The organism is Rahnella sp. Larv3_ips, assembly GCF_003697865.1.
Lineage (GTDB): Bacteria > Pseudomonadota > Gammaproteobacteria > Enterobacterales > Enterobacteriaceae > Rahnella > Rahnella rivi.
Map to the genome: position 1 here is coordinate 633,681 of NZ_MJIB01000005.1, position 15,813 is coordinate 649,493.

Annotated in this window: 13 protein-coding genes; 3 read left to right on the forward strand and 10 right to left on the reverse strand. The window is 51.3% G+C overall.

Going from position 1 to position 15,813, the window contains the following annotated elements; all coding sequences use genetic code 11:
• Position 1 precedes the first annotated feature (1 nt).
• A complete protein-coding gene (locus tag ED901_RS11835; protein WP_122096004.1) occupies positions 2 to 1,774 on the reverse strand; it encodes a SmdA family multidrug ABC transporter permease/ATP-binding protein in 1,773 nt (590 codons plus the stop codon).
• A 136-nt stretch (positions 1,775 to 1,910) separates the two neighbouring features.
• Entirely contained in the window at positions 1,911 to 2,366 is a 456-nt protein-coding gene (locus tag ED901_RS11840; protein ID WP_056771107.1) for an Lrp/AsnC family transcriptional regulator, read from the reverse strand.
• A 120-nt stretch (positions 2,367 to 2,486) separates the two neighbouring features.
• Between ED901_RS11840 and ED901_RS11845 the strand changes: the two genes are divergently transcribed.
• A complete protein-coding gene (locus tag ED901_RS11845) occupies positions 2,487 to 3,530 on the forward strand; it encodes a PLP-dependent cysteine synthase family protein (protein WP_122096005.1) in 1,044 nt (347 codons plus the stop codon).
• Between the two features lie 67 nt (positions 3,531 to 3,597).
• Here ED901_RS11845 and cof read toward each other — a convergent pair whose 3' ends face one another.
• A complete protein-coding gene (gene cof / locus ED901_RS11850) occupies positions 3,598 to 4,419 on the reverse strand; it encodes an HMP-PP phosphatase (RefSeq protein WP_122096006.1) in 822 nt (273 codons plus the stop codon).
• Positions 4,420 to 4,611: 192 nt separating this feature from the next.
• Here cof and ED901_RS11855 point away from each other — a divergent pair, with 192 nt between their 5' ends.
• Together ED901_RS11855 and queC are read left to right on the forward strand one after the other, a co-directional pair.
• Entirely contained in the window at positions 4,612 to 6,324 is a 1,713-nt protein-coding gene (locus ED901_RS11855; RefSeq protein ID WP_122096007.1) for an SgrR family transcriptional regulator, read from the forward strand.
• A 96-nt stretch (positions 6,325 to 6,420) separates the two neighbouring features.
• Positions 6,421 to 7,119, forward strand: coding sequence for a 7-cyano-7-deazaguanine synthase QueC (gene queC, locus ED901_RS11860; protein ID WP_122096122.1), 699 nt, complete (start codon positions 6,421 to 6,423; stop codon positions 7,117 to 7,119).
• Positions 7,120 to 7,172: 53 nt separating this feature from the next.
• Here queC and ED901_RS11865 read toward each other — a convergent pair whose 3' ends face one another.
• From ED901_RS11865 to clpP, 7 genes are all read right to left on the reverse strand, one after another.
• Complete coding sequence (locus ED901_RS11865; RefSeq protein ID WP_122096008.1) at positions 7,173 to 7,589, reverse strand: YbgC/FadM family acyl-CoA thioesterase; 417 nt, start codon at positions 7,587 to 7,589, stop codon at positions 7,173 to 7,175.
• 117 nt (positions 7,590 to 7,706) lie between these two features.
• Positions 7,707 to 8,090: a helix-hairpin-helix domain-containing protein gene (locus ED901_RS11870; RefSeq protein ID WP_122096009.1), complete on the reverse strand. Its 384-nt coding sequence runs from the start codon at positions 8,088 to 8,090 to the stop codon at positions 7,707 to 7,709.
• 138 nt (positions 8,091 to 8,228) lie between these two features.
• Positions 8,229 to 10,109 (reverse strand): peptidylprolyl isomerase, encoded by a 1,881-nt coding sequence (gene ppiD / locus ED901_RS11875; protein WP_122096010.1) that lies wholly within the window; start codon positions 10,107 to 10,109, stop codon positions 8,229 to 8,231.
• A gap of 166 nt (positions 10,110 to 10,275) precedes the next feature.
• Positions 10,276 to 10,551 (reverse strand): nucleoid-associated protein HU-beta, encoded by a 276-nt coding sequence (gene hupB / locus ED901_RS11880; protein ID WP_056771982.1) that lies wholly within the window; start codon positions 10,549 to 10,551, stop codon positions 10,276 to 10,278.
• 215 nt (positions 10,552 to 10,766) lie between these two features.
• Positions 10,767 to 13,121 (reverse strand): endopeptidase La, encoded by a 2,355-nt coding sequence (gene lon / locus ED901_RS11885; protein ID WP_056771086.1) that lies wholly within the window; start codon positions 13,119 to 13,121, stop codon positions 10,767 to 10,769.
• A 191-nt stretch (positions 13,122 to 13,312) separates the two neighbouring features.
• Positions 13,313 to 14,587 carry an ATP-dependent protease ATP-binding subunit ClpX gene (clpX, locus tag ED901_RS11890; protein WP_056771083.1) on the reverse strand — a complete coding sequence of 425 codons (1,275 nt, stop codon included), beginning with the start codon at positions 14,585 to 14,587 and terminating at the stop codon, positions 13,313 to 13,315.
• Between the two features lie 231 nt (positions 14,588 to 14,818).
• Entirely contained in the window at positions 14,819 to 15,442 is a 624-nt protein-coding gene (gene clpP / locus ED901_RS11895; RefSeq protein ID WP_056771081.1) for an ATP-dependent Clp endopeptidase proteolytic subunit ClpP, read from the reverse strand.
• Positions 15,443 to 15,813 lie beyond the last annotated feature (371 nt).

Here is a 15,813-nt window from a genome sequence, read left to right on the forward strand (position 1 = left end):
CTCAGCCACGTGGTTCCGGCTCCTGTTCCTGCGGTACATCGTCCAGTGCGGCTTCCAGTTGCTGGTAACGGAACATATCGCGATACCATCCTGACTCAGCGGCAAGTTGCTCATGGCTTCCGCGCTGGGAAATACAGCCGTGGTTAAACACCAGAATCTCGCTGGCTTCGGTCAGTGCGGAGAGACGATGGGCACTGATGATGACGGTGCGGTCGCTGCCCCACTGACGCAGGTTGTGCAGGATCTGATGCTCTGTCCTGCCATCAACCGCAGACAATGCATCATCGAGGATCAGGATTTCCGCTTTCAGCAATAAAGCACGGGCAATAGAAATTCGTTGCTTCTGTCCGCCAGAAAGCATCACTCCGCGTTCTCCGACCTCTGTTTCATAGCCGCCGGGTAAACGCAGAATATCGTCATGAACGCTGGCAAGCCGCGCCGCTTCCTCGATCTCTTCCCGGCTGGCCTCTGGACGTCCCAGCGCAATATTTTGTGCGACGGTGTCAGAGAACAGGAAAGGGGTCTGGCTCACAATCGCCAGACGTGCGCGCCAGTCATCCAGGCGGATCGTTTTCAGCGACAGGCCGTGATAAAGCACATCCCCTTCAGTGACATCAAACTGTCGCTGAAGCAGCGACAGCAAGGTACTTTTACCGGAACCTGTCGGGCCGCACAGACCGAGCATTTGCCCAGGTTGCAGGGAGAACTTCACAGAGGACAAGGCCGGATGTGTTGTGTCGGGATAGTGGAAATCCGCAATGTTTGCTTCAAGTACAGCGCGTCCGGCAGGCAGAGGCGCAGTACCGTCCACGACGCTGGGCGCTTCCTCAAGCAGGCTGCGGATGCGGCTGTAGGCGGCGCTACCGCGTTCAACGATATTGAACATCCAGGCCAGCGCCAGCATCGGCCAGATCATCAATCCGAGATACATGACAAAACTGGTTAACTGCCCGAGTGTCAGATGCCCGTTAACCACCATCCAGCTACCACCGCCGATAGCCAGCAAATTAGCCATGCCAATCGAGACATAAATAGTCGGGTCAAAACGGGCATCAACACGCGCTACACGCATGTTTTTCGCACCCGTATCCGCGGCCACATCAGCAAACTGGGAAGACTGATGGTTCTCGAGGCCGAAGGCTTTGATCATGCGAATACTGGTCAGGCTTTCCTGCGCCTGATCGTTTAATGAGGAAAAGGCAGCCTGCGCGGTTTTAAAGCGATGATGAAGTTGGTCGCCGTAGCGTTTAATGATAATAGCCATCACCGGCATAGGAACCAGCGACAGCAGCGTCAGCTCCCAACTGATTTGCGTCGCCATTACGATTAGAACGGCAAGCCCCATGACCAGCGAATCAACCAGCGTCAGAACGCCCTCGCCTGCGGCGAAAACCACGCGATCGACGTCATTGGTTGCCCGGGCGATAAGATCACCCGTTCGGTGGCGTAAATAGAAGGCCGGATGCTGACGGCTGAGCTGCCGGAAGAAATCCTGACGCAGTTCTACGGCAAGCTGATAGGACGCACCGAACAACAGCACGCGCCAGACGTAACGCAGCAAATACACCACAATTGCCGTGGCGACCATGAGCCCAAGCCACGCAAACAGTACGCCGGTTGACATCGTTTTGGTTGTGACGCCATCAATAATGACACCAACTAGCTTAGGCGGTATCAATTGCAGAATGGCGATGATAATCAGCAAGGCAACGGCACCCAGATACCGGCGCCATTCACGTCGGAAGTACCAGCCTAATTGGGCGAACAATCTCACGCAGTGATTTCCATACAAATAATAATGATGATTTTATTGAGAAAAAGCGCCCGAAGCAGGCCTTTTTCTCATCAGGCGACAAGGATAACAGAGTTAACTGGCGATTCTGATGAAACTTTTTACTGTAACTTTTGCATCAAATCGGCAATGCGGTGGTGGATTTTATGCGTTCCATCGCAAAACTGGAGGTCACATCATTCAGCCCTGGAATGCCGTTCACAAGTCGCTTGTAAAAGTTATCGTAGCTTTTCATATCGGACACCTGCACCTGCAGTAAATAGTCATATTCACCGGCCATCCGGTAGAAACCCAGCACTTCAGGAAATGCCTCAACCTGCTGAACAAAGCGCTGGTACCACTCGCTGTTGTGATGCTGAGTTTTGATGAGCACAAACGCCGTCAGGCTTAGCCCTAACCGATCGCCGTCCAGCAGGGCCACTTTCCCGCGAATAATGCCGTCATCTTCGAGGCGCTTAATCCTTTTCCAGCACGGCGTGGTGGTGAGATTGACCGCATCTGCCAGTTCATTCAGAGATAATGTGCAATCTTTCTGCAACAGGGAGAGCAATTTAAGGTCAATTTTATCTACCATACCGGCCTCCGGGAGGAAATTTTTCTATTAAATCTTATCTTCGTGGGTTAAAGGGTAACTTATTTCTCCGGGAGTTACGTTATTCTTGTGTGCATCAAGACACTTTTATGAGCCTGCATCATGCGCAATTCCTGGGTTAGTCACGCTATTAAAGAAATCGACGCCGATTTTCAGCGTTCCGCCGATACACACCTGATTCGCCTGTCACTCAACGACTTTCCCGGAATTTCACTGTATTTGAAGGATGAAAGTACCCATCCGTCCGGCAGCCTGAAACATCGCCTTGCCCGTTCTCTGTTTTTGTACGGTTTGTGCAACGGGTGGATACGTGAAAACACGCCCATTGTGGAAGCTTCTTCAGGCAGCACCGCCATCTCTGAAGCCTATTTCGCACGCCTGCTGGGATTGCCTTTTATCGCCGTGATGCCTTCTTGCACTGCCCCACGAAAAATCCAGCAAATTGAGTTTTACGGTGGCCGGTGTCACTTCGTCCAGAACTCGGGGCAGATCTATGCCGCATCCGAACAACTCGCCCGTGAAATGAACGGGCATTACATGGATCAGTTTACCTACGCAGAGCGGGCAACCGACTGGCGCGGTAACAATAATATTGCTGACAGTATTTTCCGTCAGATGTCGCATGAGCCGCATCCGATACCGCGTTATCTGGTGATGAGCGCGGGTACCGGCGGTACTTCCGCAACGCTGGGCCGCTATATTCGCTATCAGGGGCACGATACGGAACTGGTGGTCGTTGATCCGGAAAACTCAGTATTTTACGATTATTATCAACAGCGTGATGCCAGCGTCACTGCGCAATGCAGCAGCCGTATTGAGGGTATTGGCCGCCCTCGCGCTGAGCCATCGTTCATACCAAGTGTAATAGACGACATGATGCGCGTGCCTGATGCGGCCAGCATCGCGACGCTTCACTGGCTTGAGAAGGTGCTGGGGCGTAAGGTCGGCGGCTCAACCGGTACCAACGTCTGGGGTGCGCTGCAACTGGCTACGCAGATGCGTGAGAGAGGGGAAACCGGCTCTATCGTCACCCTGCTCTGCGACAGCGGCGAACGTTATCTGAATACATACTTCGATGAGAGTTGGGTAGCGAAGAACATCGGGGATATTTCATCATACGCACAGCAGCTGGAAGGACTAAGTTAACTCCGCGTTAAATACGGCGTAAGAAAGGAAAAAAGCCGGGACAGATGACCCGGCTTGCTGCAAAACCTTAATATTCGGGGGAATAGGTGAGGTTTGGTGTGTGCAGCCAGTGTTGCAAAAAGTGAGACACCGCCTGATGACGGCAATGTCCGATAATTTGTAAGTGCGGTGACTTCTCTTTCAGAACGGGTAACGCGTTCCCCATAATCAGCCCCATCCCGACGCCCTCGAGCATTTCCTTGTCGTTCATGGCATCCCCAAACGCCATACACTCTGACATGTTAATCCCCAGACCGTCCGTCAGCAATGCAAGCGCGCTGCCTTTGTTGCTGCCTGCGGGCTGCACATCAAGACAATCCATCGCAGAGAAACATAAATCGATGCGCGGGCCAAAGTGAGCTTCGAGTTGAGGCACCAGCGACAACAACACGTCATGCGGGGCGCAGAAACACACTTTGCTGTTACCCGAATCCGGTAATAAGCGCAGATCCTGTAACTGATAGCGAAAACCACTGAACTGATGCGGAATGAGTAAATCCGGATCGTCGAGAGAAGTGAACCAGCCGTCATCGCGGAAAACATGCACACTGGCTGGCGTATCCCACGAGGTATGCAGTAATTCGTGCGCACAATCCTCGGGTAAATCGCTGGCGTGCAGCCGGTGGCCACTGAGATCATGAATACGGGTACCGTTGCCGGTGATGAGATAGCCATCCAGCCCGATGTTAGCAAGAATATCTTTCATTTCGAGATAATGACGCCCGGTGGCAAAGGTCAGCGTTACCGGCTTTTCAGCTAACTGCCTCAGCGTGGACAACGTTTTGTCGCCCAGCGTGTGGTCAGGTAAAAGCAGCGTGCCATCCATATCAAATGCAGCTAAACGGTACATATTTCCTCTCTGAGCGTCGTTGTTTTCACCCGCAAAGTATGGACTGAGATTTACGGAACTAATAGTGAACACTTTATGAATACTGTTCCGGTTTTAGCTCACACTTTGGTTTTTTACTTCAGGTCTGGTCGCGTCAGCTGGGATATGCTGAACAGGAAAAATTTACCCTACTCCTGAGGTTCCGTATTTACCGTGCGTCTGCAAAATCGGCTTAATCAGTTTCAGCGTCTGTACCTGAAAACCGGATCGCATCCGGCTCAATTTACCGTGGCAGAACTGGCAGAGATCTTCTGTTGCAGCGAACGCCACACCCGAACGCTACTGATGCACTTTCAAAATGCCGGCTGGATCCGCTGGCAGTCGCAGGCTGGTCGCGGAAAACGCGCATCGCTAAGCTGCCTCAAAACACCGGAAGAGTTACGCGGAACGTATTTACAGGAATTACTGAAAAAGGGTGAACATTCTGCCGCACTGCAACTGAGCCAGCTGGATCCTTCGCATCTGAATACCCTGCTCGCGCCGCATCTTGGCGGCCAGTGGCAGGAAGATGCGCCGACGCTGCGCATTCCCTATTATCGCCCTCTCCAGCCTTTAGATCCGCTGACGCTTACCGGCCGCGCTGAACAACACCTGGCGCATACCATACATGCAGGTTTAACGCGCTTTATCCCCGGTGATACCTCACCGCAGCCCAATCTGGCGCATCACTGGCACGTCAGTAATGACGGAAAAACCTGGCAGTTTTTTCTGCGCAGTCAGCTTTTCTGGCATAACGGTGAACCGTTAAAAACCGCGCAACTGGTCGCACGTTTTCAGCAATTGCGCGAGTCAGCGCGCGGTAAACATAATCTGGCGTCAGTGGTGACATTATCTCAGCCTCATGCGCTGTGTTTGCAGTTCGATCTGGATAAACCGGATTACTGGCTGGCACACCGTTTTGCCGACCTCAATTGTCTGCTGGCTCATCCGGACGATCCGCATATCGGCGCGGGACCGTTTCGCCTGACCACCTTCACCCCTGAGCTTATCCGCCTCGAGCAACACACCTATTACCCTTTACAACATCCCTATCTGGCCGCTATTGAGTTTTGGATCACTCCGCAGCTTTTTGCTCAGCGGGACAATGTCAGTTGTCAGCATCCGGTCAGAATTATTCTTGGCGAACAGAACGAGCTTTCGCAGGTAAAACCCATCCGGCGAAGCACCAGTCTTGGTTTTTGTTACATTGCTACTAACTTGCGACGCGGCGTGCTCAGTGAAGCACAGGCGCAAAAAGTCATCCGAATTATCCAGCGCAGCGGCATGCTGGATAATCTGCCGATCGATCATGATCTGGTGAAAGCCAGTAAAGAAATGCTGCCCGGCTGGCCGATCCCGGTTCACGGCCTTGCGGATGTTCAGCTGCCTGAAACTCTGCGTCTGCTTTACCACCCGCCCGTAGAGTTTGAACTGGTGGCTCAGGCGTTACGGGAAAAGCTGGCGGAAGAAGGTTGTGCGCTGGAAGTGGTTTATCACGCAGGCCGGTTGTGGGAAGACGGCGAATTACTGGAATCGGCAGATCTGCTGCTGGGCGACCGGCTGATCGGTGAATCTCCGGAAGCCACGCTGGAGAACTGGCTGCAACAGGATCCGTTGTGGCCGGGGATTTTGCGCGAAGAAGACCTTATCTTGCAGCAAGGACGATTGAGCCATATTCAGCAAATCCCGCAGGAAAACAGGCGGTCTGAAGAACTGCGCGATCATTTTTATCAATGGATGGTGCGCAGCATTATTACACCGCTGTTCAACTATCAGTATCAGGTGAGCGCGCCGCCACGCATCAGCGGGGTTCAGCTGACGGCATGGGGCTGGTTCGATTTCTGTCAGGCCTGGGTTCCGCCACCGTTGCAATCTGAAAATGACTGAAGCAGCTGTTTCGCTACACTACGGCGGCAAAGGTAAGTACCATGAGCGTGATTTTGCTGCCCGATGCGCGGTCAGTTCAGTAAACAGGAAATCAGAATGAAAAGAGCAGTGGTGGTTTTTAGCGGTGGACAAGATTCAACAACCTGTCTGATTCAGGCGTTAAAAGAGTATGACGAAGTACATTGCGTCACTTTCGATTACGGTCAGCGACATCGTGCTGAGATTGAGATCGCGCAAAAACTGTCAGTGCAGTTGGGCGCGCGTGCCCACAAAGTGCTGGATGTCGGTTTGCTCAACGAACTGGCGGTCAGCAGCCTGACTCGCGATAACATTCCGGTACCGGGCTTTGGTGAAGAAACTGAAGGCGGTTTACCAAGCACATTTGTACCGGGTCGTAATATTCTGTTCCTGACACTGGCGGCCATTTACGCTTATCAGATCCAGGCAGAAGCGGTCATTACCGGTGTGTGCGAAACCGATTTCTCCGGCTACCCGGATTGTCGTGATGAATTTGTCAAAGCGCTGAATCATGCAGTGTCTTTGGGTCTGGCGCGCGATGTGCGTTTTGAAACCCCGTTGATGTGGCTGAACAAAGCCGAAACCTGGGCGCTGGCAGATTATTATCAGCAGCTCAGTCTGGTTCGCCATCATACTCTGACCTGTTACAACGGCATCGCCGGTGACGGGTGTGGTGAGTGTGCCGCCTGCCACCTGCGCGCCAACGGGCTTCAACAGTATCAGCAAGATCAGGCGGGCGTGATGGCCAGTCTGAAAAAGAAAACCGGTCTGCGTTAAAGTACCTTACGGATAACCGCGGGCAGCCCTTTCGCCGCCCGCGGTTATGTCAGTCATTCATGATTGGCCGCGTCATTTTCCAGCTCAAGTTCACGTAATCTTTCCAGCAACTCACCTTCCAGCGGTAATGCCTTTTGTGTGCGTAAATCAATACACACGAAGGTCAGCGTAGCATCCGCCACGACATCGCCCTCACGGGTCACCACCTGCTCAATGACCCCGCTGCGACCATTCAGCTGCTGAAGGCTGCTGTCGATGCGTAAAACATCCCCGAGCACCGCAGGCTTGCGGTAATTGATGTTGATATTTACCACAATGAAAGCAATGTTGTTTTGGCTCATCCACTGGAAGCCGGACTGATTGTCCAGCCATTCCCAGCGAGCGGTTTCCAGAAATTCCAGATAACGTGCATTGTTAACATGCTGGTAAACATCGATGTGAAAACCACGAACTTTAATAAACGTATGCATAGTGATTAAAAAACTCCTGCGTCTCGCCTGAGGTACAAACCAAACTGGTCAGATGTCTTAAGAGATTAGCAGAAGAAAACGGCGGCACCCGTTTAGGGTTCGCCGCCGCGACATCCGTCACAATTTCAGACGGTCCTTGTTACGTTCAAACAGTGCAGCGCCAATACCCGGCACTTCGCGAAGCTGTTCAATATCAGTGAATTGCCCGAGTTCTTCACGGTAGCTGATAATGGCCTGCGCCTTCTTCATCCCTACACCGTTCATCGCCCTGGCAAACTCTTCCGCTGTGGCCGTATTAATGCTGACGGTGGTGTCATCAGCCACCGCGGTCTGCTCTTTTTTCACCTGCGGACCCGCCACTTTCCCCGCCGTTGTTGCCGGTGCCACAGATGTCGTGGCTACAGTACCGGATGCATTGGGTGCGGCCTGTAGCATCACAGGCAACGTTGAAAGCCCAAGAGCCAGAGCGAGAGAGAGTGATGTAATGCCTAGTTTTTTCATGCTGTATCCTCCATGTGTTTGACAGCACGGAGAGAGTGCATCAGGAATAAAAACCGGACAATGGGCAACTTTCAGATGTGGAAAAGGCCGCGAAAGCGGCCTTTGTTTGTTGCAACGCGTTGCAAAACTTTGCGGCGTTTACTGGTTTTGTGCAGCAGAACCGAACTTGATTTTTGCTTCCTGACGCAGGTTTGTCAGCAGCGCATCAAAGGTCACGTTTGAGGAGGTTTGTTGCATTTCCTGCGCAAAACGTGCGGCATCCGCTTCCGGCACAGCACCCGGGGTAACGGCAGTGAGTTTAATCAACACGCTGTTCCCTTTTGGATCCTGAGACAAGCCGTAAACGGCCTGGTCTTTCTGTGGATGCGGCAATGCGAAGACATTTTCTTCAAAAGCAGAAGGCTGCTGGCTGCGCTGTACTTTCTGCACATCACCAAAACTCAGACCTGCGGCTTTCATTGCGTCATCGCCTTTACCCTCTTTCAGGGCTGTCAGCAGTTTCTCGCCTTCCATGCGTGCCTGATCTTGTGCTTTCTGGCGTTTAACCAATGTAGTCACCTGATCTTTCACTTCAGCAAAAGGCTTAACGCCTTCGGCTTTGTGCGCATCGACACGAATGACAAACGCACGATCGCCATCAACAGTAATGATGTCAGAGTTACTGCCAGGAGCACCGTCCTGACCAATCAGGCCACCCTCAAAAATCGCCTGCACAACAGGTTTGAAGTTGATGCCTGCCGGGATTTGATTCTGAGTGAACCAGTCAGTGTGTACCGCTTTCACACCGGCAACTTCTTCAGCCGAAGCCAGAGACTCGTTGTCGTTCGTCGCGGCTTCACTGACTTTCTGCTGCAGCGCATAGTAAGCATCCAGTGATTTCTCTTGTTTGAGCTTATCAGTGATGCTGGCGCGCACTTCAGTCAGAGGCTTAACCTGTTCAGGTTTGATGTCTTCAAGACGCAGGATGAAGAAACCATTGTCCGATTTAATTACACCGGAAACCTGACCTTTGGTGGTCAGATTGGCGCTTTTGAATTCTGGCAATGTGGTTTCAGGTTCCATCCAGCCTAAATCCCCACCCTGCTTCGCACTCAGTGCATCGGTAGATTTAGTTTTCGCCAGTTCTGCGAAATCAGAACCGCTTTTAAGTTGGGTAGCGACCGCATCAGCGTCAGCCTGAGTTTTCAGGACGATTACGCTGTAACGACGACGTTCAGGCTGGCCAAACTCGTTCTTATGCTGGTCGTAGTACGCGCTGATGTCGGCATCAGTCACGTCGGCTTTACCCTGCATGGCCGCGGCATCCATTTCGATGTAGCTGACTTTCACCTGCTCAGGGGACAAGAAGTTATTCTTGTTTTGGTCGTAGAACGCCTGCACTTCTGCATCAGTGACTTGTTGTTTAGCGGCCAGCGTGTCTGTGTCCAGCGTTGCCGTATGCACATCACGGGTTTGCAGGATCAACGCGCCGAGCGTTGTGCTTTCAACAGGCAGAATAAAGTCGGTCTGACCGTAGGCTTGTTCGAGCTGCTGGCTGATCAATTGCTGTTTCATTAACTGAGCAAAATTATCTGCGCTGTAACCCATGCTCTGGATGCTTTGCAGGTATTTGGCGTTGTCGAAACGGCCATTAGTCTGGAATTGTGGGGTCGCAAAAATCGCGTCTTTGATCTGCTGGTCGCTGACGGCAATGCCGAGCTTTTTGGAATACTGATCCAGCAAAGTGACGTCAATCAGGTTGTTCAGGGATTCCTGGCGCAACTGCTGCATATAACCATCGCTGCCCGCCAGCGCAGAGAATTGATCTCCAAGCTGTTGCTGCAGTCGGCTACGCTGGTTTTGCACTGCTTGTTCCAGCTGTGCACGACCGATTTCCTGACCATTCACTTTCGCTGCATAGTCGCCTGAACCGCCGACCAGGTAGTTGCCCACCCCTGTCAAAATAAAGGACAGAATAATCAGGGCCAGAATGATTTTGAGCACGACGTTATTGGACGCCGCGCGTAAATTGTCCATCATAGTGAGGCAACACTCCGCTGTAATAAAAAAAGCGCACCGTTTTCGATGCGCCTTGTATCTTACCTTACCAGCCCGGTGACGTCAGGTTATTGTTTAACAACCAGACCTGAGTAAACAGGCATCAGTGATGCGCTTCACACAGATTTGACGTCAGCCCTTCGGGTAATTAGCCGTTAACGGCATCTTTCAGCGCTTTACCTGCACGGAAGCCAGGTACTTTAGCTGCTGCAATGCTGATTTCTTTACCGGTCTGTGGGTTACGGCCGGTACGTGCTGAACGTTCACGCACTGAAAACGTACCAAAACCTACCAGAGCGACTTCTTCCCCAGCTTTCAGGGTATCCGTCACAGATGCAAGAACAGCATCCAAAACACGTCCCGCTGCGGCTTTAGAAATATCAGCACCGGCAGCAATTTTGTCGATCAATTGTGACTTATTCACTCTTTTCATCCCCTCTTAAAATTCTCTCATCACGCCGAATTTCCCTTCGGACGTGACCGCGCTGCTGTTATATCAATCTTGTCAGGGCTATGCAAGCGACTGAAAGCAGCCTGAAACCTTCTGACCGTTGACTAACTTAACGGCACAAAAAAAAGCTGGCAAGTGAGATTTCACCTGCCAGCCTGAGTTTTATTCAACTGTGTAAGTCGACGTCACTATTTTGCCGCTACCGGTAATGCACCGTAAGCTGGATTTTGCAGTGCGAAGTTCAGAACATCATCAATGCGCTTAACCGGATGGATCTCGAGGTCTGCCAATACGTTCGCTGGAATTTCTTCCAGATCGCGTTTGTTATCGTCAGGGATCAGCACCACTTTGATACCACCACGGTGTGCAGCCAGCAGTTTCTCTTTCAACCCACCGATTGGCAGAACCAGACCGCGCAAGGTGATCTCGCCCGTCATCGCCACGTCGGCGCGAACCGGGTTACCCGTCAGACAAGACACCAGTGCGGTACACATTGCAATACCGGCACTCGGACCGTCTTTCGGTGTCGCCCCTTCAGGTACGTGAACGTGAATATCACGTTTTTCGTAGAAGTCAGGGTTGATGCCCAGTTTGTCAGCGCGTGCACGCACAACCGTCAGCGCGGCCTGAATGGATTCCTGCATCACTTCACCGAGAGAACCGGTATACGTCAGCTTACCTTTGCCCGGTACGCAGGCCGTTTCGATAGTCAGCAGCTCGCCGCCCACTTCGGTCCACGCCAGACCCGTCACCTGGCCTACACGGTTTTCGGTATCCGCACGGCCATAATCGACCTTCTGAACGCCGAGGAAATCCTTCAGATTATCGCCGTTAATTTCAATGTGCTTGATGGCTTTATCCATCAGCAATTGTTTAACCGCTTTACGGCAGAGTTTAGACAACTCACGTTCTAAACTACGCACGCCCGCTTCACGGGTATAGAAACGAATGATGCCGATAATCGCACTGTCATCTACCGTCAGTTCGTTCTTTTTAAGTGCATTACGTTCGATCTGTTTCGGCAACAAATGCTGTTTAGCGATGTTCAGTTTTTCATCTTCGGTATAACCGGAAAGACGGATCACTTCCATACGGTCAAGCAGCGGTGCCGGGATGTTCATTGAGTTCGACGTTGCGACAAACATCACGTCTGACAGGTCATAATCGACTTCCAGATAGTGATCGTTGAACGCAACGTTTTGCTCAGGATCGAGCACTTCAAGCAGGGCTGAAGCCGGATCGCCACGCATGTCAGAAGACATTTTGTCGATTTCATCGAGCAGGAACAGTGGGTTTTTCACCCCAACTTTCGCCATTTTCTGGATCAGTTTGCCCGGCATGGAACCAATGTAAGTACGGCGATGACCGCGGATTTCCGCTTCATCACGCACCCCACCCAACGCCATACGGACATATTCACGCCCTGTAGCACGCGCGATGGACTGACCCAGTGACGTTTTACCCACACCCGGAGGCCCTACCAGACACAGGATCGGCCCTTTGATTTTGCTGACGCGCGTCTGCACTGCAAGATACTCAAGAATGCGATCTTTAACACGCTCGAGGCCAAAGTGATCGGTATCCAGAACTTCCTGCGCTTTACGCAGATCTTTTTTCACTTTACTGCGGGCATTCCATGGCACCTGAAGCATCCAGTCGATATAACCACGAACAACGGTGGCTTCGGCGGACATCGGCGACATCATTTTCAGCTTTTGCAGTTCAGCTTCTGTTTTTTCACGCGCTTCTTTCGGCATTTTAGCCGCTTCGATTTTGCGTTTCAGCGCCTCATGCTCATCAGGCGTGTCGTCCATTTCGCCAAGTTCTTTCTGAATCGCTTTCATTTGCTCATTCAGATAGTACTCGCGCTGGCTCTTTTCCATCTGCTTTTTGACACGGTTACGGATGCGTTTCTCAACCTGTAACAGATCGATTTCCGATTCCATCATCGCCATCAAATACTCAAGACGCTCGGTGATATCAAACATTTCCAGTACGGACTGTTTGTCAGCGAGTTTCAGGGGCATATGTGCAGCAATGGTGTCAGCCAGACGTGCAGCATCTTCAATGCTGTTGAGTGAAGTCAGCACCTCTGGCGGGATTTTTTTGTTCAGCTTGATGTAGCCTTCAAACTGATTAATCGCTGTGCGTACCAAGACTTCCTGCTCGCGTTCATCCACGGCAGGAGATTCAAGGTATTCTGCCTGGGCAGCAAAATGCTCACCACTGTCAGAAAGCGTGGTAATGCGTGCGCGTTGTAACCCTTCCACCAGCACTTTTACAGTGCCATCCGGCAGCTTCAGCATTTGTAATATTGAGGCAACCGTACCTACGGAGAAGAGATCGTTAACGCCCGGCTCATCGGTAGACGCTTCTTTCTGCGCAACCAGCATGATTTTTTTGTCGTGATCCATCGCGGCTTCAAGGCACCGAATCGATTTTTCCCTGCCAACAAACAACGGGATCACCATGTGCGGATAAACCACCACATCGCGCAGAGGCAATACGGGGATTTCTATGCGTTCAGAACGCTCAGGGTTCATAGAGCTCTCTCTTAGTTTAGCTTCCGCCAGGTTAAGGAAATCTCGTGAAACACGAGTCAGACGGGTTTCAGCAAGTCGTTAACTGAGTATATGGGGATGAATGTCCGACATTCAACGATAAGAATGTGCGAAAAAAAAATGGGGGACTAAATCCCCCATTTTGTGGCTAACTCTCTGGATAGTTTGGCTAATTATTCACCAGACGCTTGCTGCGCCTCGGGTTTGCCATAAATCATCAGAGGTTCTGACTGGCCCGCAATGACGGATTCATCAATCACCACTTTTTCCACATCGTCGAGCGACGGCAGATCATACATAGTATCCAGCAGTGCGGCTTCAACGATTGAGCGCAGGCCACGGGCACCGGTTTTACGGTTCATGGCTTTTTTAGCAATCGCAATCAGCGCTTCATCGCGGAATTCCAGTTCAACGCCTTCCAGATTGAATAACGCCTGATATTGCTTAGTCAGGGCATTTTTCGGCTCTTTCAGAATTTGAATCAGTGCTTCTTCATTCAGTTCACTCAGGGTTGCCACCACAGGCAGACGGCCAATGAACTCAGGGATCAGACCAAATTTGATCAAATCCTCCGGTTCAGCCTGTGCCAGCAACTGACCTTCAGTGGCTTTTTGCTCTTTGCCTTTAACTTCAGCACCAAAACCAATACCGGTACTGGTGTTGATACGCTGACCAATCACTTTATCCAGGCCGGCAAACGCACCACCACAGATAAAGAGGATTTTCGACGTATCAACTTGCAGGAATTCCTGCTGTGGGTGCTTGCGTCCGCCCTGCGGCGGCACAGCGGCAACCGTACCTTCAATCAGTTTCAGCAACGCTTGCTGAACACCTTCACCGGACACGTCACGTGTAATCGATGGGTTGTCAGACTTGCGGGAAATCTTGTCGATTTCGTCAATGTAAACAATACCGCGTTGCGCTTTCTGAACGTCGTAATCACATTTCTGCAGCAGTTTCTGAATGATGTTTTCAACATCTTCCCCCACGTAACCGGCTTCGGTCAGTGTGGTGGCATCGGCCATAGTGAATGGCACATCCAGGAAACGCGCCAGGGTTTCAGCCAGCAGCGTTTTACCGCTACCGGTAGGCCCGATCAGCAGAATGTTACTTTTGCCCAATTCGATACCATTGCTGGTGTCACCATTGCGCAAGCGTTTGTAGTGGTTATACACCGCCACGGCCAACACTTTCTTCGCAGGTTCCTGACCGATAACGTAATCGTCAAGGTGCTGACGGATTTCGTGCGGCGTCGGTAAAGCACTGCGTTCGCGGTGTGGCGCGACTTCTTTAATCTCTTCGCGAATAATGTCATTACATAAATCGACACATTCATCGCAGATATACACTGACGGCCCGGCAATCAGCTTACGCACTTCATGCTGGCTTTTGCCGCAAAAAGAGCAGTACAGCAGCTTTCCTGAACCGTCTTTGCGCTTATCTGTCATCAGTAAACCTCTTCTCTAGTATCAGTCCCGCAGCGTTACAATAACACTGCGACACGACCATATTACACAACAGCCGCATGATGGCTGATGTCTGTTCATTCATGTTATGACTCACATCGGGCGGAAAAGTGTCATCTGTGATGTACTCTTTTTCCTTCACAGGAAAATATCCGCCCGGATAACCTCCGTATGAGTATAACTATAGACCATCAGCCCGGCACAATTGAGCCGTCAGGCACGATGGGTAAATACGGAATCCACTAAACCGTACTGTACAGCCTCATCAGCAGACAGGAAACGGTCACGCTCTGTATCGCGCTCAATTTCTTCCAGTGTCTTGCCGGTATGTTTCGCCATCAGCTCATTCATACGGGATTTCACTTTCAGGATTTCTTTCGCATGGATCTCGATATCCGTTGCCTGCCCCTGGAAACCGCCCAGCGGCTGGTGGATCATCACGCGTGAGTTTGGCAGGCAGAAACGCTTACCTTCTGCACCCGCAGTCAACAGGAACGCGCCCATTGAACAAGCCTGACCCATACAAATTGTGCTGACGTCTGGCTTGATGAACTGCATGGTGTCATAAATCGACATCCCGGCAGTGATCACGCCACCCGGTGAGTTGATGTAAAGGTAGATGTCTTTTTCCGGGCTTTCTGCTTCCAGAAACAGCATCTGGGCAACAATCAGGTTAGCCATATGGTCTTCGACCTGGCCGGTCAGGAAGATGATGCGTTCCTTAAGCAGACGGGAGAAGATGTCGTATGAACGCTCGCCCCGTGAAGTTTGCTCAACCACCATGGGTACCAACGCCATGTTTGGTGCAAATTGCTCTCTTTCACCACTGTATGACATAACCGTCTCCTAATAGATTCTGTTTGGCGCTATTTAAAACCGATTCTACTTGAGATAGACACACATGACTATGCTCAAGCGGCCAAGTCGCCATTTACACGCCTGACGGTCGTTATCAGTCAGATTCTGACTACAAATTTACCTAAGTTCGTGTTTATCAATTGGGGGATTTAGGCCCCTTTTTCAAGCCTGCCGTGATAATTCTTTTCTTTCTCCCCCAATTTGAGCCGTTCACATCACTGTTGCTGATGAATATCGAACGTTTCTACGTAGGTTGTGCCTTATAGAGCTAAATATAGTGCAAAAACAACAGTCAAAACAAAAATACCTGATTTTTGGCAAATAAAAAGCCCGCAGTGAAAACTGCGGGC